The 18,966-nt window shown below is 63.1% G+C and carries 16 protein-coding genes, 1 tRNA gene and 1 pseudogene; 7 read left to right on the forward strand and 11 right to left on the reverse strand.

All coding sequences use genetic code 11. The annotated features are described in order from the left end of the window. Positions 1–66: 66 nt before the first annotated feature. Positions 67–151 (forward strand) — tRNA-Ser (locus M1D40_RS01045). An 88-nt stretch (positions 152–239) separates the two neighbouring features. Here M1D40_RS01045 and M1D40_RS01050 read toward each other — a convergent pair. The 4 genes from M1D40_RS01050 to M1D40_RS01065 form a co-directional block, all read right to left on the reverse strand. Beyond that, positions 240–1,334, reverse strand: coding sequence for a phosphatase PAP2 family protein (locus tag M1D40_RS01050; protein WP_461169879.1), 1,095 nt, complete (start codon positions 1,332–1,334; stop codon positions 240–242). A gap of 125 nt (positions 1,335–1,459) precedes the next feature. Next, positions 1,460–2,137, reverse strand: coding sequence for a DsbA family protein (locus M1D40_RS01055; protein WP_461169880.1), 678 nt, complete (start codon positions 2,135–2,137; stop codon positions 1,460–1,462). Between the two features lie 194 nt (positions 2,138–2,331). Then, positions 2,332–3,234, reverse strand: coding sequence for an oxygenase MpaB family protein (locus tag M1D40_RS01060; RefSeq protein WP_461169881.1), 903 nt, complete (start codon positions 3,232–3,234; stop codon positions 2,332–2,334). Positions 3,235–3,362: 128 nt separating this feature from the next. Next, a complete protein-coding gene (locus tag M1D40_RS01065) occupies positions 3,363–3,788 on the reverse strand; it encodes a winged helix-turn-helix transcriptional regulator (protein ID WP_461169882.1) in 426 nt (141 codons plus the stop codon). A gap of 132 nt (positions 3,789–3,920) precedes the next feature. On the opposite strand from M1D40_RS01065, the gene M1D40_RS01070 reads away from it, so the two are divergent. Further along, positions 3,921–4,793: an oxidoreductase gene (locus M1D40_RS01070; RefSeq protein ID WP_461169883.1), complete on the forward strand. Its 873-nt coding sequence runs from the start codon at positions 3,921–3,923 to the stop codon at positions 4,791–4,793. A 55-nt stretch (positions 4,794–4,848) separates the two neighbouring features. On the opposite strand, the gene M1D40_RS01075 is transcribed toward M1D40_RS01070, so the two are convergent. The 5 genes and pseudogenes from M1D40_RS01075 to M1D40_RS01095 all read right to left on the reverse strand — a co-directional run. Further along, complete coding sequence (locus tag M1D40_RS01075) at positions 4,849–8,202, reverse strand: ATP-binding protein (protein WP_461169884.1); 3,354 nt, start codon at positions 8,200–8,202, stop codon at positions 4,849–4,851. Next, positions 8,199–8,999 carry a DUF4194 domain-containing protein gene (locus tag M1D40_RS01080; RefSeq protein ID WP_461169885.1) on the reverse strand — a complete coding sequence of 267 codons (801 nt, stop codon included), beginning with the start codon at positions 8,997–8,999 and terminating at the stop codon, positions 8,199–8,201. Before M1D40_RS01080 ends, M1D40_RS01075 begins: the two co-directional genes overlap by 4 nt. Next, positions 8,992–10,494 carry a DUF3375 domain-containing protein gene (locus M1D40_RS01085; RefSeq protein ID WP_461169886.1) on the reverse strand — a complete coding sequence of 501 codons (1,503 nt, stop codon included), beginning with the start codon at positions 10,492–10,494 and terminating at the stop codon, positions 8,992–8,994. Before M1D40_RS01085 ends, M1D40_RS01080 begins: the two co-directional genes overlap by 8 nt. 597 nt (positions 10,495–11,091) lie before the next feature. Then, complete coding sequence (locus M1D40_RS01090) at positions 11,092–11,949, reverse strand: hypothetical protein (protein WP_461169887.1); 858 nt, start codon at positions 11,947–11,949, stop codon at positions 11,092–11,094. 971 nt (positions 11,950–12,920) lie between these two features. Then, positions 12,921–13,451: pseudogene (locus tag M1D40_RS01095) on the reverse strand (integrase core domain-containing protein); the annotation flags it as partial. Positions 13,452–14,170: 719 nt separating this feature from the next. Between M1D40_RS01095 and M1D40_RS01100 the strand changes: the two are divergent. Next, positions 14,171–14,425, forward strand: coding sequence for a hypothetical protein (locus M1D40_RS01100; RefSeq protein WP_461169888.1), 255 nt, complete (start codon positions 14,171–14,173; stop codon positions 14,423–14,425). A gap of 87 nt (positions 14,426–14,512) precedes the next feature. On the opposite strand, the gene M1D40_RS01105 is transcribed toward M1D40_RS01100, so the two are convergent. Both M1D40_RS01105 and M1D40_RS01110 read right to left on the reverse strand, forming a co-directional pair. Beyond that, a complete protein-coding gene (locus M1D40_RS01105) occupies positions 14,513–14,770 on the reverse strand; it encodes a hypothetical protein (RefSeq protein WP_461169889.1) in 258 nt (85 codons plus the stop codon). Between the two features lie 413 nt (positions 14,771–15,183). Then, complete coding sequence (locus M1D40_RS01110; protein ID WP_461169890.1) at positions 15,184–15,978, reverse strand: TIGR04255 family protein; 795 nt, start codon at positions 15,976–15,978, stop codon at positions 15,184–15,186. 214 nt (positions 15,979–16,192) lie between these two features. On the opposite strand from M1D40_RS01110, the gene M1D40_RS01115 reads away from it, so the two are divergent. The 4 genes from M1D40_RS01115 to M1D40_RS01130 all read left to right on the forward strand — a co-directional run bounded on the left by M1D40_RS01115 (position 16,193) and on the right by M1D40_RS01130 (position 18,852). Beyond that, on the forward strand, positions 16,193–17,032 hold the full coding sequence (locus M1D40_RS01115; protein WP_461169891.1) for a MerR family transcriptional regulator: 840 nt from the start codon (positions 16,193–16,195) through the stop codon (positions 17,030–17,032). 152 nt (positions 17,033–17,184) lie between these two features. Beyond that, on the forward strand, positions 17,185–17,802 hold the full coding sequence (locus M1D40_RS01120; RefSeq protein ID WP_461169892.1) for an ArsR/SmtB family transcription factor: 618 nt from the start codon (positions 17,185–17,187) through the stop codon (positions 17,800–17,802). After that, entirely contained in the window at positions 17,799–18,017 is a 219-nt protein-coding gene (locus M1D40_RS01125) for a hypothetical protein (protein ID WP_461169893.1), read from the forward strand. The genes M1D40_RS01120 and M1D40_RS01125 overlap by 4 nt, the downstream gene beginning before the upstream one ends. Before the next feature lie 553 nt (positions 18,018–18,570). Beyond that, positions 18,571–18,852, forward strand: a complete 282-nt coding sequence (locus M1D40_RS01130; RefSeq protein ID WP_461169894.1) for a PLD nuclease N-terminal domain-containing protein — start codon at positions 18,571–18,573, stop codon at positions 18,850–18,852. Positions 18,853–18,966 lie beyond the last annotated feature (114 nt).

The raw sequence follows: 18,966 nt of genomic DNA on the forward strand, positions 1-18,966 counted from the left end.
CTCCCGATTCGTTGTAATAGCCCTGCATCGGGTAGTCTTATATCTGCTTCTTACGGAGCAATGCCTGGAGGATTCGCCTAGCGGCCTATGGCGCACGCCTGGAACGCGTGTTGGGTTAACGCCCTCGGGGGTTCAAATCCCCCATCCTCCGCAAAAGAGAAACACCCCGGTCTTCGGACCGGGGTGTTTTTCTTTGTCTGCGGCAGGTCGCGGCAGCGGGGCTGCTCCCGCCGGAAGAGCTACCGCGCGGCCGGGGCGAGTTCCGGTTCGACGTCCGGCGCCGCCTCCTTCTCCACGCGCCCTGCGGCCCCGCTGTCCCGGGATTTCGGGACGCCGCCCACGGCCTTGGCGGCCAGCCACACCGACACGGCGCCGAGGGCCAGGCCTGCGAATACGTCCAGGACGTAGTGCCAGCCGAAGTAGACCGTGGCCAGGGTTGTGAGGGCCACGTAGACCCACATGATCCAGCGGGCCACCCTTGGCAGGCGCGTCAGGTGTGCCACCAGTGCGGCAGTGAAGACGATGGAGGTGTGCAGGGAAGCAAAGGCTGCAATGCCGTGGACGGCGTCGGTGGCGAACGGATCCGCCAGCACCTCGATCCGGTTCTCGTACAGGGTGTCCTGCAGGCCGGAGACGGCGGTTTCGGGAAGGTCGCTGAAGGGTGCGGCGTCGTGGTAGATCGGGCCCAGGGACGGCAAGGCGTAGTAGCTGACGGTGCCGAGGATCCAGTTGAACGACAGCGCTGTGGCGTACCAGGCGCCGCGCTGCAGGTTATCGGACCAGACCAGAGCTGCGGCGAGGGACACGGGAACAAAGACCATAAAGATCATGTAGACGCCCGAGAGCAGCTCCGCACTGAAACCGGTGCCGAGCAGGCCCTGCAGGACGTCGGCGGGGTAGCTGCCGCCGGCCAGCCACTTGTCGGAGTCCTCCAGCAAGGCGTCGGTCAGATGCTCCTGCAGGAAAGGCAGGAAGCTCTTGAGATTCCGGTAGGACATGTAGGCGAGGTAGAAGGTGATCAGTCCCGCCACTGCCACGGCCAGCCGGGGACCTGACCACCGTGTCCGCAGCACATCGGAGGCGGCTGCTCTCAGGCCTCCGAGCTTGCGTCGCCGGGCCAGGACGCGCGGTACGACGTCGGCGGCGATCATCAGCAGCACCATCAGCGGCAGCCGCACATAGCTGGGACCCAGGAAACCTTCCGGATCCCGGATGGGCAGGTCCGCCCACAGGGCGGTCAAAAGCATCACCACGCTGAAGGCGAGGGAAATAAGCAGGGGAACGCCGAAAAGGCGCTGCCAGGCGGGCCGGTCGGCCGCGGCGCGGATAGTCATTAGACATGTTTATCCCAAGAAAGGGGCAAACCTTTATCAAGGAACCCTGATTATCAGTATGCTTTCAATCACACCTTCAGGCCGTGAATCCGCCGGCCAGCCCGGCCCTGCCCGCTGGAGGAGTTCTAGTTGTTCAGGGCAGCGTCCAACTGTTCCTGGATGGCGCTGTAGTCCATGGAATCCAGCATCAGCACCTCGTTGTCGAGCACCAGTGATGGAGTGCCCGGCAATTCGAGGTCCTGGGAGTCCTGCAGATCCCTGGCCACCCGTTCCTTGAGCGCGTCGGAGTTGTAGTCGGCGCGGAACTGCTCCGTATCCAGGCCCAGGTCCCCGGCGTAGGAGACAAAGAGGTCTTCCACGTCTTCCTGGTTCTTCCAGTCCTGCTGATGCTCGAAGACGACGGCGGCCATCTCTTCCAGCGCACCCTGTTCTGCGGCTGCCTCCACCGCCCTTGCCGAGGTTTCGGCGTTCTGGTGCTTGGGCAGCGGGTAGTTGCGGACGAGGATGCGGATCTGGTCTCCGTAATCGTTCTTGGCCTGCTGGATCAGGGTGTCCATCATGGCGCAGTACGGGCACTGGTAATCGGTGAAGAGCACCAGCGTCGCCTGCGGATCGGCGGGATCGGTAATGGCCCTGGCGTCCGCGGGAGCCACCTGATCTACGCGGTCCGTCGGGACGGCGGTTGCTGCCGGAACACTGGCCGAGGTTTCCGGTGCAGGGGAGTCCGACGACGTCCCGCAGGAAACCACGCCGCCGCTAACAAGCAGGCCGGCGATGAGCAGTGAGGGTAGAACCCTGCGCATAGTCCCCTTTCCTGAAGTGGCGAAGCGTGCGCAGAGGCACGCAGCGGGCACTGGGTGCAGTTGGCTTTCCTTTTAATGGTTTCACCCGGTTCCGGGGGCTGGAAGCGGGGCGCGGCGTGATTTTCATCCGGCGGTCCTGTGTCCGGCGCAACGCCCGTCGCCGTGCCGCGTCCAGCGGAGGGTAATCACCGCCGTCAGTGGGCGGCCAGCCGCTCGATCCGCTCCCGGGCGGAGCGCTCGCTGGGCCCCTGCGGGCCGAGGCCCAGCCGGATGACGCCGAGCACGGCCTTTACCGGCAGCCGCATCGGAATCCGGAACGGACCCAGCCGCGGTTCCTTCAGCCCCAGCATCTGCCGGTGCCGCGGCTCCAGCGAGGCAACGGCGCCGGCAAACAGGATCCGGTAGCCGAACAGCTGGGAGCGCGGCAGCGGCGGCCGGCGCAGGAACCCCAACGCCTCCCGGACATAGGCGCTGTCCCGCAGTTCGCCGTCGTATGCTGCCATCTGCGCGCGCAGCTCGGCCTCGGACCGCGGCGGATTGTCGATGCGCATCAGCTCGCCGGCCACCGCCCATTCGGAGACGTAGGCATCCGCTCCGCCGGGAATCGGGCCGCCGAAGCGCTGGTGGGAGCTCAGGAACGCGTCGGTGAACGCCAGATGTACCCAGCAGGCGATCTCCGGATCATTTGCCGAGTAGGGGCGTTCGACGCCGGCGGCATCCTCGTACGTCCCGTGCACGCGTTCATGCAGCCGCAGGACCCACTCGGATCCGGAGCGGGCCGCCTTCGTATCCCCGTACGTGACGGTGAAGATCCAGCGTATGGTGCCGGCGAGCCGGCCCAGCGGATCCTCCTTGTAGTCAGAGAAGTCGTGCACTCCGGCCATGGCGCCGGGGTGCAGGGCCTGCAGCAGCAGGGCGCGGATGCCGGCGATGATAGGCGTCATGGACCCGTGCACCGCCCACACTGCCGATTCGGTGCCGAAATAGCCCGTGTCGTCGCCCTTCGCCAGGTCCAGTTCCCACTGCGGGATTTCGGCGGCGTTGTTGCTGAAGGTGCCGATCAGCTGCCGGCGCCAAGTCTCAAGGATTTTTAGCACCCCACCAGTCTCCATCCCCGATGCCAGTCACGGCTACCGTTCGCCGCCACCCGCTACCCGCCACCCGCCACCCGCCACCCGATACCCGCCACCCGCCACCGGTGGCCACCAGCGGTGCCCAGACCGGATCACTCCCCGCCGGCATCGAAGGCGGCACGCTGGGCGAGGACATCGTCCATGTGCAGTTCGGCCCAGGACTTGATGCCCCGCACCAGCCCGTGCAGGGAGATCCCCAGATCGGTGAGCTCGTAGGACACCGTCACGGGCACCGTGGCGGTGGCGGTCCGCGTGATGAGGCCGTCCCGTTCCAGGGCGCGCAGGGTCTGCGTGAGCATTTTCTGGCTCACACCGGAGAGGACACGGGACAGTTCGGAAAAACGCATCGGCCGCGGCTCGCCGGAGCACTCCGGCCCGCTCCCCAGGGCAGCGATCACCAGTGTGACCCACTTGTCGGAGATCCGGTCCAGCAGCATCCGGCTGGGGCAGGCGGCCAGAAAGGCGTTGTAGACGGTCTTCTCCCGGGCCCGCTTTTCCGCTGCCGTGAGGGTGGCCATCGCGTCTCCTGCTTCGTTTCGGGGTAACTAAGGCACTTCAAAGTGCCTGCTTCCCAAAGGGAAGTTACCTATCCATAGTGAAGTACGGCTCCTTGGAGCACCACGAGTATTTTTGCGACGACAGGGCAGGACATGAACACTTTTACAACTTCGCTTCCCGGCGGTACCTGGACCCTCGGCGACCTCAACGTGTCCCGGTTCGGTTACGGCGCCATGCAGCTGGCAGGTCCCGGGGTCATGGGTCCGCCCGCGGATTACGACGGCGCACTGGCGGTCCTGCGCACGGCAGTGGACCTGGGCATCACCCACATCGACACCGCCGAGGCCTACGGACCCCGCGTCACCAACCGGCTTATCCGGGAATCGCTGCACCCCTACCCTGAGGCGCTGCATCTTGTCACCAAGGTCGGGGCCGTTCGCGATGACCAGGGTGGCTGGCCGCAGGCCCGCACGCCGGAGCAGCTGCGCCGCGCCGTGGAGGAGAACCTGGAGACTCTGGGGTTGCAGTCGCTCGACGTCGTGAACCTGCGGATGGGGAACAGCGGCGGGCCGGTGGCGGAGTCCCTCGCGGAGGCCTTTGAAACGCTCGTAGAGCTGCAGGAGCAGGGGATGATCCGGCACCTGGGCCTCAGCAATGTGCTGCCGGAGCAGGTGGCGGAGGCGCGGGCCATCGGGCCGATCGTTTCCGTGCAGAACATGTACAACCTCGCCTTCCGCCGGGACGACGCGCTGATCGACGCCCTGGCGCAGGACGGCATCGCCTACGTGCCGTTCTTCCCGCTGGGCGGCTTCACCCCGCTGCAGTCCGAGGCGCTCCTGGCCGTGGCCAACCGCCGGGAGTTCACGCCCATGGCCGTAGCCCTGGCCTGGCTGCTGCAGCGTTCCCCGAATATCCTGCTGATCCCGGGCACCTCCTCAGCGGCGCACCTGCGTGAAAACGCCGCCGGCGCCGCCCTGGTTCTCTCCGCTGAAGACCTCGCCGAGCTGGACCGGATCGGCGGGTAGCCGGGAGACGACGACGGCGGCCGGGGCACGCCGTCGTCGTCGCCCGCAGAACCGCCTACCGCAGGAGGATGTTCACCGGCACCGAGCCGGAGCCGCGCCGCATCTCGCGTTCCAGCACGCCGGAACGGTTGGCGGCGTCGTCGCGCAGGATCTCGGTGACCGAGCCCAGGAACCGGGACAAGTCCACCTTGTCCTCGGGTGCGGCGAGCAGCAGCTGGAAGCCGAACTCGTGCAGCGCGTTGATGGACGCTTCGGCGAAGGACAGGGACGACTTCACAAACGCCTCATCCATCATCACCGTGCCGTAGGTGCTGAAGCCCTGCGAAACGATGCCCAGCTGGTAGGCCAGCGCGGAGGCCATGATGAACGCCGTGAACCGCTGGCCCTCGCCGCCGGACATCAGTGACGCCTGCAGGTTGGTGTACGCCTGGCCGTTGGCGAGGCGGTGCGTGCAGGTGATGGTCACGTGGGAGCGCACATCCAGGACCTCGGCCCGCCAGCGGCGTTCCTCCGGATCCTTCAGCCGGTCCACCAGGTTCTCCAGTGCGGTGTAGCGGGCGTCCATGTCCGCCTTGTTCTGCCGCAGCCCCATCATCGGCAGCGCGTTCTTCAGTTCGGTGCGGAACTTGTGCGCGGCGTCGGGCACCGTGGTTTTGACCTCGATCTCCAGGTGGCTGTCCACGTGGTATTCCACCCGCTGCAGCACCGAGTTCAGCGGCAGCAGGCGCGAGGAAATGCTGCGCCGTTCCTCGTCCAGCAGGGCGAGCAGGTCGCTGAAGCGCTCGTAGGTGCGGTTGTTGAAGTATTCGCGGAACTCGGTTTCGTGCTGCGGCAGGCCCTCGGACACGATGCTCTCGAACCGCTCCGCATAGGCGCCGGCGGCATCCACCGAGGTGCCGAAGTCCGAGCCCCACTTGTCCGTGAACGTCTCAAAGGTCCGCTCAAGCCGGTTCTTCGTTTCCAGCAGCGTCTTTTCCAGCCGGGCACCCTCGGTAATCAGGGTCCGCTCCACCTCGGAGGCGGCCTCCTGCAGGCGCACGACGTCGGTGATCTCGCCGAAGGGGGCAAACAGTTCCTCCAGCGCCTCCTGCAGGGATGCATCCAGGGCGCCCAGCGCCTTGGCGGCCAGGGTGTCCCGGCGGGCGGTTGCGGCGGCGAGCTGTTCCCGGGTGCGGGCCAGATCGCCCTTGAGCACGCCGATCTTCTCGATCGCCGCCGTGTGGTCCAGCTCGGCGGTGTCCAGTTCGAAGCGGATCTGCTCCAGGTCAGTGTTCGCGTCCCGGGCGGAATCGAGGGCGTCGGTGGCGGCAGCAACGGCGTCGCGCTGCGAGGAGGCGGAGAGTTCCTCCCAGGTGCGGGTGTCGGCGGCGACGCGGCGGACCGCGGCGAGCCGGCTGACCAGCTCGGCCTGGGTCTGGGCCTGCGCCTGGGAGCGGGTGTCGGCCTCCGTGTAGCGGTCCCGCAGGGCCAGCAGTTCGTTGCCGAGGGCGGCGACGGTGTCCTTGTTGTCAAAGCCCAGGACGTTGTCCGAGGCCTTGGCGTGCCGGTCGTCCTTCTCGGTGGTGGAGGAGTTGCGCTTGACCGCGCCGCCCAGGCTCACGCCGCGGGAGAGCCCGGCGAGCTCGTCCGGATCCTCCACGCAGACAAAGTCGTAGTGGGCGGTGATCTTGCGGGCGACCCAGCGGCCCATCTCGGAGTCCTGCGTGACCAGTTTGGTGATCAGGTCCCGCGGCCCGGGCTCGGACGGTCCCTCCACGGGCACGCTGACGTCAATGCAGCGCAGGAATCCGTTGAGGTTGGTTTCGGAGAGGTAGCGGGTGACGGCGCGCATGTGCTCGCCGGGCACCAGCAGCGCGGTGGCGAGGGAGCGCAGCGTGCGTTCGGCGGCCGGACGCCACTGCTGCTGCTCCGGCTCCAGATCGATCAGTTCGGCGGCGAACGGCAGGTCCGCCTCGTCCAGTCCGGTGGCGGCGCAGATCTTTGAGCGCTGGTCCAGGGATTCCTGCCGGATGTTGGAGGTGCGGCGGCGGAAGGAACCAATGTCGTTTTCCAGCTTGGCGATCTGCCCCTTGAGCTGCCAGGCCTGCCCGTGCGCGTCGGAACTGCGCTCGCGGGCTGCCTCCACCTCCAGGGTCAGGGACTTCACCAGCTCGGCGGCGCGGCTGCGGGCGGTGGCGAGGCCGGCAGGGGAGAAGTCCACCTCGATGCCGGCGGCGGCCAGTTCACCGCGGGCGGTTTCCTCCAGTACGACGCGGGAGTTCAGCTGCACGACGGCGGCCGCCAGTTCGCGTTCGAGCGTGGCGATGGTGCCGCCGCCTTCTTCGCTGTACCGGGCGGTGAGCGCGTTCAGCTTCTTCTTCAGCTCGTTCCGGCGGGTTTCCGCGGCGGACAGCTCGCGGGCGCCGGCTTCCTCCTGCGCGGTGAGCCGGGCGACGTCGCGCTCGTGGCTGGCCAGGGTCAGGCGCTGCCGGTACGCGGGCAGTCCATCCTTGGTGAGGGCGCGGTTGTGCCGCAGCTCGGTGTCCGTGCCGGTGTAGAGCCGGTGCAGCTCCGGAACGTCGGCGAGGTGGTCGCGCTGCTGACGGGCCCGTTCGAGCTGCCGGCGGATGCTGCGCAGGTGGCTGAAGTCCTCCACCGCTTCATCGGCTGCGGCCAGTGTTTTGGGGGTGTCCAGCACGTTGGTGCGGAAGAAGTCATTGACCGTTCCGCCCAGGCCCTTGCCGGTCTGCAGGATACGCAGCAGTCCGAAGGCCTTCTCGTCCTCCACACCCAGGGCGGTGCGGAAGCGTTCGGCGAACATCTTGTGCGAATCGAAGATGGCGGCGCCGGGCAGCAGCGCCTCGAGGCTGCCCTTGGTGAAGCGGCCGCGCATTTCGGTTTCCAGAGTGCGGATGTCCAGCGGCCGGTTGTGCACGGCGTAGAAGCGGCCCACGTGGTGTTCGGTGCCGTTGGCGGGCAGGTCCATGAGGACGGAGAGGGAGGTGATCTGGCCCAGTCCGTTGTCGAAGGTCAGGCAGACGGCGGACCAGGTGGCGCCGGGGCGCTGGTAGGCGGTGCCGTCAGCGCCGGCCGTGCCGCCGTCGTCGGGCCCGGTTCCGTTGCCCGAGCCCTGGGTGCCCAGGCGGCCGCGCATGTAGGAGAACGCAGTGCGCTTTTCCTCGGCCAGGCTGCCGCCGTTGTTCTGGGCGGCCTCGTTCATTTTCGGCCGGGCGTCCATGACTTGGAGCATCGCGTCGAAGATGGTGGACTTGCCCACGCCGGAGTCACCGGTGAGCAGGGTTCCGGCGCGGTCCACGTAAATGGTGTGCGCGCCGTCGAACGTTCCCCAGTTCACGATCTGCACGGAGGAGAGCCGGTTCTGGCCGGGGTTGATCAGGTCGCCCATGGGAAGGGTGGTTTCGATGCTCACGCGATGTCCTCGCCGTCGTTGGCTGTGGCCTGTTCGGGCAGTGTAGGTTCGGCCGGTGCGGGGTCGGGGAGCGCCGGGTCGGGCAGTTCACCGGACGCGTCCGTCAGGGCCTGCATGAAGGTGACAATGTCACCGATGTGTTCATAGGGCAGCGCCAGCGGCAGGGCACCGGAAATGACCCAGACGTTCTCCACTTCGGTGGGCAGCAGCAGTCGGCGTTCCTGCACGAGCTTGCGGATGGCGGCGTCGGCCACGTCCTCGACCGACTTGGCGTCGCGCTGGCCCGGATCGACGTAGCCCTCGATGATTTCCAGGATGTCGCTGCGGGCAATCACGGCGTCGTTGCCGGTGCCGGCGTGCCGGTCCAGCAGCAGGCGCATGCGCAGCAGCAGCAGGGTTTCCTCGCGGGTCATTTCGCGCTGGCGCTGCAGCACTGCGGTGTGCGGTTCGGGCATGTCCACCGGGCGCAGCAGGGCAACCTTGCGGTCCTCGTCGATGACCAGGGTCAGGAACAGCTCGCTGAGCCGGGTGTGCAGTTCGGCCTGGTTGTCCACCACCGTGTTGTAGACGTTGTCCGAGCTGGTCGCGTCAAGGTACGGGCCGCGCAGCAGCCGGATCAGGGCCTGGCGCAGCTTCAGCGGCAGGGTTCCGGTGTCGCCGGGGAACAGTTCGGGTCCGTCGACCAGGACGTCCCGTTCCTCGGCAGCTGTGTCGGTGTAGTCGTCCGCGTAGGGATCGTCGTCGGCCGGGTTGGCGGTGCCGGCGGTGCTGGTCGGATCGAGGCTGGTTTCACTCATGGGTGGGGGCTTTCGCGACGGCGACGGCGGGCAGCAGCGCGGTGCGCTCGCTGCCGTCGATCTGGGTGAAGGTGACGGATTCGGGTTGTGCGGCCAGCCCGGCGGGGGTGCTGCCGCCGCGGGAGCCGGGGGAGAAGTCAGCGGAACCGGCTTCCAGCGCCGCCGAGAGCAGGGCGCGGATGCTGTTCAGGTGCCGGTCCTCGGGGGCGAGTTCGGCGAAGATCTCTCCCACGGTGGCGGTGCCGCGTTTTCCGGCGGCCCGGGTGACGGCGTCGCGCAGTGCCCGGCGGTTGGCCTTGGGCGTGCGTGCGGAGCGGTGGATGTCCGCTTCGCTGAACGACGGCGGTGCCGGCAGCTTGGGCGGCGGGGCGTGGTCCTCGGGGTTAAACAGGTGCACCATGCCCAGGGATTCGAAGGCCGCGCCGTAGAGCTGGGGTGCCGGAACGACGGCGGTGCGCCGCTTGCTGCGTGGTGCCTTGTGGATGGCGGTCTCGGCGGTGCGGATCAGCTGGCGCAGCTGGACCGATTCGCGGTACTCGTCGCTCTGCACGTAGGTGTGCATGGATTCGGAGAGTCGGCCGTAGATGCGGTGGATTTCGGTGGCCTGGCCGCGCATGTCGCTGATCAGCCGGTGCAGGCTTTGCCGGTCTTCGGGGCTCATGTCCTCGGCGAAGTCCCGCTCGAGCACCTCGGCGATGGCGGCGCGGAAGCGGTCCTGCTGTTCGGCGTCGTTAAGGAAGGCGGTGAAGCCCTCGTAGGTGCGGCCTTCGCTGGTGTTGCGCAGCTTGCGGTCCGCCTCGAGGATTTCGCCCATGGTCAGGCCTTTGGCGGCGTTGGATTCCACCATTTCCTGGCGCAGGGCGTGCAGCATCTTCTCCAGTCCGTCGCGCATCCGCTTGAAGTCCGCCGGCAGTGCGGCTGCGAGGTCCAGGATGTCCTGCGCTGCTTCGACGGCGGTCTCACCGTCGACCGGGGCCGGAGCCTCGCCGGATTCCAGAGCGCGGATCATCTCCTCGCGGCGGGCAACTTCCTCTTTCAGCACCGCGATGCGTGCTGCGGGGTCCGGGTTGGTTTCGTGGGCCAGGTTTTCCACCCGGTCCAGCAGGGTGGCCAGCCGGGAGGAGTTCAGGCTGGTCTTGTCCGAGGTGAAGCCGTCCAGGTAGGAGAGGTAGCGGACCGAGGATTCGGTAAGTTCGTAGACGAAGCGGCCGTCGACGCGGGGGCGGGCCAGGAAGCGGCGGGCCACCCAGTCATCGGCGTAGTTCTTTCCGGTCCAGTCCTCGCGCAGGCTCACTCCGGAGATCCGCAGCTGGCGCAGGAATCCGTCGGTCATGTTGTGGAATTCCTCGAGCGGAATCCGCGGCCGGGTGCGGCTGAAGGCTTCCCGGAACAGGGCCAGCACCCACGGATTTGCGGTGGTGAGTTTCCAGCCCGGTGTGGCTTGGAGCCGCTGCAGTTCCGCCCAGTGGGCCACCGCGTTTTCGATAAAGGACATTCTGCGCTTTCCGGACCGGGAACAGGACAAACGGGCCTTGTCGATTTTAGCTGTCGACGGCGGGGAACCATGCATTGTGGTGTGCAAGGCATATGAAGTGCGCCAGCAGGACGACGTCCAGATTTAGGCTGTCCAAGGGGCGGGCTTCGGTATCCTCGGGCAGTAGCGAAAATGCTCTCCGCTCTTGGAGCGTAGACCATTTCCCGGGAGGACCAGTTCCTCTGTTTGTACTGCGATGCTGGAGGAGATCAGATGCGTTGAACGTACACGATAGCCATAGCAACTTCGAAGAGTTCTGCGATCGTCGCGGTGGTGTGGGTGCCATCCCTCGGCATGCGGAAACAAGTTAGGGCTTCCTGTGACGTTTGGGCTGTTACCTATGGATTCGGCCTTCGACTTTGTAGGCTGCAGTCTTGCGGGTGCAGGAAGGATAAGCCCTGATTCGGTTTCAGTGACCACAACGAGGAAGTTGAACGGCAGCCGCCCGACGGGTTGGTCATGGTAGGACCGGTTGATGCCCATTTTCGCCTTGCTCTGGCAACTAAGACGTGGCCGCCGCCATACGACGGCCACGCCCTTGTGCCCGCCAAAGGCCGATTATGGCATTGGCGTTGTTGAAGGGAGTGGAGGCGCTGGAGGGGCCTTCACCACCTCGCGCCGCTGAATGTCGTCTACGACGCTACGCACAGCGGGAAAACGGCGCTGAATCTCTTCCACCGCTGTCCACCGAGCCATGGCTATCGCTCCGGAACCTGCTGCTGCGAGAACAGTCCAGATTACAACGACCGTTCCCAAAACAATCTGGATACCTTCTACCTTATGCTTCAGCCATTCAAATTGAATCGGCAACAAGTCCATCCAGCCAAGGTACACAGTCAAGACAAAGAGATTAATGATAAGCAGTAGCAAGATAGGAAAGAGGGTTCGCCATACCCACGTCTTGCCCGTTTCAAAGGGTTGACCAGACGGGGAAGCGCGGGCAAATAGTATCCCTGCTGCTGTTGCTCCATTCACGGCTACGCTCAATAATAGGGTCGCAATGGCAGCCGACGAAGAATCTTCGTCTTTTACTGTCCAGTTGAACCAAATTGCAACGCCCGTCAGGGCGGCAACTTCGAGCAATAACAATAACAGGAGTCCCGCGACAACAAATTTCTCCCTTCGAGGACTGCTCAGTGCGCCTCTACTCCGCCAAACTTTGACCTGGAGTCTGTTCTCATCGATGCGGTGTCCCGGGGGGAGGTTCCGCTTCACGTCTTTGACTATGTCCTTGGAGTAGTTGAAGGACGTCGGTGTAAAAGAGAATGGAGGGATGGGCGGGCTGCCCGGAAACGAGTAAGTGGCGATATGAGTTTTCGGATCATTGGTGATCGGATTCCTGGATACATCAACGTGTACAACTGGCCTTTTCTGCAAGTGTCGCCACAAGAGACTGGTACTCATGTTGTTCCCCATAAGTTATCCTGCGTTCCCGGTATCTCCGGACTTCGAAAGTAGAGTGTATTGGCCAGAAGCAAATTTTCCATAAGCGAACGTAAGGGAACCAATCGCACGGCAAAATTTTGGCGCCTGTGTTCCCTATCATCTTAGGGTTTTCATGTCACAGTGGCAGAAGGACAAGATGGATCAAGGAGGGGTGCATGTCATGGCTGCCTGTGGCCCATTCATTCCTAAGTAAGAGGACGCTGCTCGTGCACCAACTCACCAATAGTGTCGGCGGAGACACGAAGGATTCCACGATGAGTTATCGAAACTTGGCGAAGCTGCTCGCCGCCAAGGAAACTGCTTTCCTCTGCTTGCGCTGCTCTTCGGTTGAGTCGTGGACCAGCAGTACTTCAAAGACCGACTAGCCACGCTCTCCATATGTACGGGCCACCCTTGTACTACCCGGTGCCTATCCGGTGCCGTAATCAGGGGACAATAGGGAGAGGCTGTCCCCTGACGAGCGGCAGAGGGGCAGCGTGAGTATCGACTGGGGTGTGCGGGGCGGACGTTCCGATTCGAGGATGCGGGGTCCACCGCGTTCTGCTCCGGGTTCGTCTCCATCCACTTGGGCGGCACAATGTTCCGGCCGAGGAACTCCGCCACCAGATCGGCGTTCTCGCCAGACATGGGTTTGAAGCCGACGGGCGCTTCGCTGATGCTGCCCAAGAAAGGTGGCGGTCGACGCCGATAAGTGGACCGGCCGGGAGTACGCCCCCTCTGGGTGACAGCGTTCCCGGTGAAGGGTATTCTGTACTTTCGCTTGGAGAGAGGAGAAATAGGTCTCCTCGATTTTAGCCCTTGGGGGTCACATCATGGGTCGCGGGCGTGGATGCGAAATCCGACGAGGTTAACCGCCGGTGATCAATGCAGCCGTTTCAAGCCAGTCGTTCGGATAAGTGCATGCTCAGAGCACATCGCGGCATAGAGGAATCAAGCCGGCCCTAGGTGTAACTCTCACGGAGGTTATGAACGCGGCTGATGGGGGCTCTGCCTCCGATGCCGGTATGGGTTCTGTGGTGATTGTAGTGGTGGAGCCAGGCCTTGTAGGTGTCCGCACGTTCGTTCTGTGAGGTGTAGGGCTTGGCGTAGGCCCACACGGTGGCCAGCATGCGGTCGAAGCGTGCGACTTTGCCGTTGGTCTGGGGCCGGTAGGGGCGGGTCCTGCGGTGCTTGACGTCAGGGCCCAGGGTAGCAGCGAAGGCCCGGGAGCGGTAACAGGCCCTGTTGTCGGTAAGGGCGGCCTTGACGGTGATTCCGTGCGCGGAAAAGAAGGCGATTGCCCGGAGCAGGAAAGCGGCGGCGGTTTCTTGTTTCTGGTCGTTGAGGGTCTCTGAGTAGGCCAGCCGTGAGTGGTCATCAACGGTGTGGTGGAGGTATGCGAAGCCGACCCCGGCACGGCGGTTGCGCTTCCCGACTGCCCGTCCAAGGGCGCGATGTCCGCCGCAGTCCGGGATGCGTCCGAGCACCGAAACCGTTCCGCGGCCCGGCGCAGTGTCCAGCCTTGCTCAACGACAAGGCGGGCAAGCTCTACCCTGCCCTTGGGTGTCAGCTCAGCGTTGGCATGGGTAACGTAGGACATGCGGGCCTCCTGGCATCGAGATGAGTGTGGTAACCCAAATCGATACCGGAGGCCCTCGCCCTTTACATCACGCCACGCTGTTCATAACCTCCGTGGGAACTACACCTAGGGCAGGATGGGCGACTGCTTCGCGGACGCTAGCGCCGAGTGAGCCAATTCGCCGAGACAGCGCTTCTTTTGAGCAGCAGTTAGGTTATGGCTGAGGAGCTGGAGAGAATATCAGACGCTATTAGGCTTTCGTGAGTCCTTCAAGGTCCTCACATGCTTTCTCATAGCTGAGCGTACAGAGGCTCGACTTTGAGGGTTTTGCAGCAACTGTTGCCAAGACTGGCCTCCCTCTATAGCCGGACTTCGAAGCCAACTGTGTGCGGCTTCAGTCTCGGTTGCAATGTCAGTGGGCTCAGACATCAAATCGTCACACCAGTCCTCCACTAAATCTGCTTCCTCGAACTGTTCCTCGGTAACTTTCTGGTACTCAATGGTTGGTACTATAACCCTGCTGTTGTGGTGGACCCAACGCTGGAGGAGGAGATTGACTCCAGCTTGAGACATAGAAACGATCCGATTCTCCGCTAAAAGTAATTCTGACTCGATTAGGTCGGGTTCTTGGAGGTGAGCAGCAAAGTGCGTGTTGGATTCTTGCATTTCGGGGAGTGGCATGATCTTAAAGCGACGTTTCCATTCCCCGACCGCAATGAGTGGGTGTTCACGGACATCCGCCACCAACAGGCGTGGAGCCAGATCAACGCCATTGGTCCGCAGCGCGCAAGGGTGCTGGAGTACCAAGGTGATCTTGTCCTCATCGCCCACGCCAGCGACTCCCCGCAGGCGGAAGATGTCGCCTGTAAATATAGGGCGAGAAACTGAAACTTCATCACCCCGTGCGCGGTACAAAGCGCCCCAATTGGGGGTCTCTCTCGTGCCTGGAGTCTCAAGGACCTGCGACATCCTGAGTCAGCCCTTCATCCGTATTGACATGTCGCCGTCTTCATTGCGGAAGGTCTCGAAGTCGGAGTGATATGTTTCCCTCCATGAGGGGTCGAACCGGTCGAGGGCGGCCTCCGGGTGGAGGTGACCACTCGCGAATTCCAGAACGAGGAAAGCGTGGTGCGCCCAGAGATCGATCGGGGTCACGGGAATCCCGTCCACGAGAGGCATTTCAAGCCAAGATTCAATTTCCTTAATTTGGAACTGTGAAGCAATAAGATCCATGCCAGCAACCAAGCCTGCTAATTTCAGGCGATTCTCGCCCGAAGTCCGTTCACCCTTACGCCACTTTTGTATCGCAGGGACACTTACGCCTAGCATTCGGGCAAGATCCCTCCATGCCAATCCTGAATCTGAGATTAGGTCCAAGAGATCTTGGACCCCTGAGTTGGCTCTATTCTGGGTCCGAATCCGCCACTCCGAAGCCAGCGCATCAACATGCTGGGACCTGGCGGTTTCGGTCAATGAAGTTACACGGGAGACAAGAGAACCTGTTGACTGGGTGCGCTCAAGTGCCGATATTGGAGTTGGGGCCGAGGTGGGCCTGATCGAAGTTGTGGATGTTGCTGTGCCAGAGTCCCAAGCTTCCTGGCGGAAGCCTTGTCTGGAAGACTTCAAAGAGTATGCTGCTGAATTCATTAGCGGAGCACCTCGTTTCTCAGTCGGTCGGTAATTAATTCTTCGAAGGTACGTCGAATTGGCGTGTGGAGGTGCTCCGCGTATTCCATGAGGAGTGTATCTGAGAACTCAGGCACGCCGGACTCTGGAACCCAAAAACTGTCAATATCCAGGAGAAAAAAGGGCCCAGGGTATGGGGGTGTTTTACGGCGCAACTCTCCGTTCGGGTCAGTTGCGAAACCTTCACTGGATCCGTAGCGCAAGACTAATGATCGTCCTTCTGCGGGTCCATAGGCCGCGAGTCCTTGACTCTGTGCTAGGGGTAGATCCAACTCGCCAGCGATGCTGGGCCCTAGAAGGGAATCGCTAAGATAGTTTCCCCAGTCAGGACGCACATCGTCGTGAATGCGAATTTCATCGATATACCTCATCCCTATGCGTTCAACCCCGTCAATCCTTGACGCCTCGTTTCTGGCGAGGCAGACAGCAATAATTATCTCGCGGAAATGGTCCCATCCTGGATACTGGGTTGTTTCCACGACAATTGAGTTCTTCAATATTGAGGCGGCCAGAGTGCTATCCCGGTTTAAGTATTTGGGGAACTCTTCCGTGTTGAGCTGCTGAATTGGTCCGGAGGGACCGATCTCGAAAGTTTGAGTTGTGGACTGCTGGGTCTTCATAATGGGAAGGTACTGTCGTACCATCTCTTTAAAAAGAGATCTCTGATTTTGGGTAAATGGGGAAGACTCAGGGTGGCGAAGCTCAAAGGAGACGGACACCAGGGGTGCATTAGGGTAGATCTCACGCGAACTCATGGCTTGATGATACTCATACAACAACCAAAACTGTAACCGGGGTGCCGCATGGGTTAGTCCGTATGGCACATACTCGGGTAGCCTGCCGGCACTATGAATAAGACGCGTAACGGAGCATCGGACGCGGGCTTAGCCAGCCCCGGGTGCCGCTACCTGCCGCGCGCGGGCATGTGCTTGATGGTCTTTTGTCCCGGGCTTAAGGAAGGCTCCGCTCATGCACTTGTCCTTTGTTCCGCCACGGCACGTCGTCATCGGTGATGCGGCGTGGTTCGTCGGTACCACCTCGGAAGCGATCCGCAGCTACCACGAGACTGGTCTGCTCCCCGCGTCCGAACGGGGCAGCGACGGCCAGGGCCGATACGGATACGAATCCATGATCCGGTTGCTGTGGGTCCAAAAGATGGTCGACGGCGGGATCGCATTGGACGACATCCGTGACGTTTTTGCCGACACGGCTCCTGCGGGTGCGGGCAGCGGCCACGATACCGCCGTCGTGCAGCGCCTGCGCACTGTGGAGGGCAGGATGGGTCTGCTCTCCGACTTCGTCACCGGCCGGCTGGAGGGTCTGCCCGAGGGTTTCCTGCGCCAGACGGACCTGGATGGCCTGCTGGTCATGGAGCGGATCTTCGGTCCGCTCGCTGCGGCAGTCAACGCCGGCCGTTACGTCGCCTTGGCCACACATCCGGGTCTGCGGGAGGAATCCGATCGGGTTGATGCCGCCGAAGAGGCACTCGATGACACGGTCGCCGTCGACGACCCGCGCGTGGCACAGGCGGCTGCCAAACGGCACGCCTTCGAGTTGATGCTTCAAGCAGTCATTGAGGATTCCGGCCTGGCGGAGGGGGACGATGCACTTTTCGACTCCTGGGACGCATTACACCCCGCTACCGCTGATGAAGGTAAGGATGAGGCTGGTCAAAGCTGTAACAGGGGGGAAGAGTCCATGGGTATGGTCCAGGCCATTGGAATGATGCCCTACGACTACTCCCCGGCCCGCCTGCGGTGCCTGAAATTGACCATTGAACTCGACGCCAAGGAGTTATCCGCTTCCTAGACAGGGCGTAATGTCCCGGTTCAAAGGCCGGCCACACTTCTGGGGGCCCGTCTCGTTCGCGGATACATCGTGCCAGAACGCTATGGAGAAGTCCGCACCCCAAATGCAAAGAAACGTTTGCAAATAAACCTTTGCGGTGGCATGCTGTCACCATGACCCCAGCATCATTCCCCGAGCCGACTCCAACCCAGGACGGCGACCGCATTCTCGAAGGCCCCGTCCTCAAGGCCCTCGCCCATCCCCTCCGTGTGCAGCTGCTCCAGGTCCTCTCCCAGTACGGGCCACAAACAGCCAGCAGCATCGGCAAGCGGGTAGGGGAGTCGAGCGGTGCCACGAGCTACCACCTCCGGCAACTGGCCCGCCACGGCCTGGTCCGTGAAATCACGGACCGAGGTTCGGGGCGTGAGAGGTGGTGGCAACGCACGCGCGGAGCCCTGACCATCAACGCACCCACACAACAGGACCCCGCCGTCCGGGAAGCGGTCCGGCAGGTCAGCCGCACCTTTGAGCGCGGACGTGCAGAACTGCTGGCCGCGTTCATGGCAAGCGACCTGTCCGCAATGCCGCCGGAGTGGGCCGAGGCCCCGGTGATCAGCACCTTCAACGCCCACTTCACCGCAGAACAGCTGGAGGCGTTCACCCGGGACATGGAAACGGTACTGCGCGAGAAGCTCGAGACCTACCGAAGCGATCCCAAGACACCCGGGGCCCGCCCCGTTCAACTGCATTTCAACGCATTTCCACTCATCGACACACAGGAGCCGACATGAGTTCTGCCGTCCTCGGGTATTACCAGCCCGCCCCCACCAGTGCCCACGCAGGTTTCACCTCCCGCGCCCTGATCCGTCTGGGCACGGCTTTCATCACAGCCGGTTCTCGGCTCGCAGATCAGGAGGGCCCCGAAGCCGTGCTCCTCAAACAGCATGCTGAGCGCCGGACCGATGCGTCCGCCATCGCACACAGCGGACTCCACCTGCTGCTGTAAAACATTTGGTACCACCCGAAGCAGAGATGATCCCTCAGAATGATCCACTTAGTCCGGCGAACTCGAGTTGGTCAATCTCCAAAGCCTCACGAACAGTTATCGTGCTGCGGGAGCAAAGCGGTTCATCATCGCGGGAGTCATTAAGATAGCAACCGAAATACCTCGTTACCTTGATGCTCTCGGTTCTGAGGAAATGTTTATATGCCGCCTCGTGGCTCGTGGCTCGTGGCTCGTGGCTCGTGGCTCGTCCGGAAGTCCTGGAGTCACGTCTGCGCCGTCGAGATAATCCTGCGGGCTTGCTTTGGCACCTGGATCGAGTCGACAAACTCTCCAACGTTCTTGAAGCTGCAGATTTAGATGACCTGGTCTGGATTCGGCTGACATTCCCGCCGTAGAGCTGGCGCTGGCTGTCCGGCGGAATGCCGGCTGGGACTTCCCGTCAGCACGGCAGTGGGGCAAGTCCCGTGAAGGATCCCTGAAGGAACTCGAGATGTGCGCCTAGGGTGGAGACGGTGTCCGTATCTCGCCGGGCCCAGAAACAAGGGGGACTGTAATGCTGGCATGGACAGCAGCTCAAGGCGCAAACCCGGTCATTCCCAATCAGTGGGAGTTCACCGTTCTCGGGATTGGGGTGCTCTCGCTGCTCCTCTTTGTCGTGGTTCTCATCGACATTGCGCGCTCTCACCATCTCACCGGCCTCGCACAGGCGGTGTGGGTTCTCGTAGTGCTTGCCTTTCCCATGATCGGTCCGCTTCTGTGGTTTCTCATCGGACGCCGCGCCAACACCAGTACTCGGGATACCGGTAGCAGCCCGGCAAGCAGCACCAAGAGGTAAGGGTCAGCGGCTACCCCGGCACCGCTAGGGAAGGGCACTGCGAACAGGGTTGACGTTCAAGCGCTTCACCGTTGCATTGGCCCTGCCCGCAAATGCGCATGTTGGCGCATCGCC

Source organism: Arthrobacter sp. Z1-15 (assembly GCF_054792395.1).

Coding starts and splice junctions, on each gene's coding strand:
- M1D40_RS01050 (WP_461169879.1), bottom strand. CDS start 1,334: ATGACTATCCGCGCCGCGGCCGACCGGCCCGCCTGGCAGCGCCTTTTC.
- M1D40_RS01055 (WP_461169880.1), bottom strand. CDS start 2,137: ATGCGCAGGGTTCTACCCTCACTGCTCATCGCCGGCCTGCTTGTTAGC.
- M1D40_RS01065 (WP_461169882.1), bottom strand. CDS start 3,788: ATGGCCACCCTCACGGCAGCGGAAAAGCGGGCCCGGGAGAAGACCGTC.
- M1D40_RS01070 (WP_461169883.1), top strand. CDS start 3,921: ATGAACACTTTTACAACTTCGCTTCCCGGCGGTACCTGGACCCTCGGC.
- M1D40_RS01080 (WP_461169885.1), bottom strand. CDS start 8,999: ATGAGTGAAACCAGCCTCGATCCGACCAGCACCGCCGGCACCGCCAAC.
- M1D40_RS01085 (WP_461169886.1), bottom strand. CDS start 10,494: ATGTCCTTTATCGAAAACGCGGTGGCCCACTGGGCGGAACTGCAGCGG.
- M1D40_RS01090 (WP_461169887.1), bottom strand. CDS start 11,949: ATGGGGAACAACATGAGTACCAGTCTCTTGTGGCGACACTTGCAGAAA.
- M1D40_RS01105 (WP_461169889.1), bottom strand. CDS start 14,770: ATGGATCTTATTGCTTCACAGTTCCAAATTAAGGAAATTGAATCTTGG.
- M1D40_RS01110 (WP_461169890.1), bottom strand. CDS start 15,978: ATGAGTTCGCGTGAGATCTACCCTAATGCACCCCTGGTGTCCGTCTCC.
- M1D40_RS01115 (WP_461169891.1), top strand. CDS start 16,193: ATGCACTTGTCCTTTGTTCCGCCACGGCACGTCGTCATCGGTGATGCG.
- M1D40_RS01120 (WP_461169892.1), top strand. CDS start 17,185: ATGACCCCAGCATCATTCCCCGAGCCGACTCCAACCCAGGACGGCGAC.
- M1D40_RS01125 (WP_461169893.1), top strand. CDS start 17,799: ATGAGTTCTGCCGTCCTCGGGTATTACCAGCCCGCCCCCACCAGTGCC.
- M1D40_RS01130 (WP_461169894.1), top strand. CDS start 18,571: ATGCTGGCATGGACAGCAGCTCAAGGCGCAAACCCGGTCATTCCCAAT.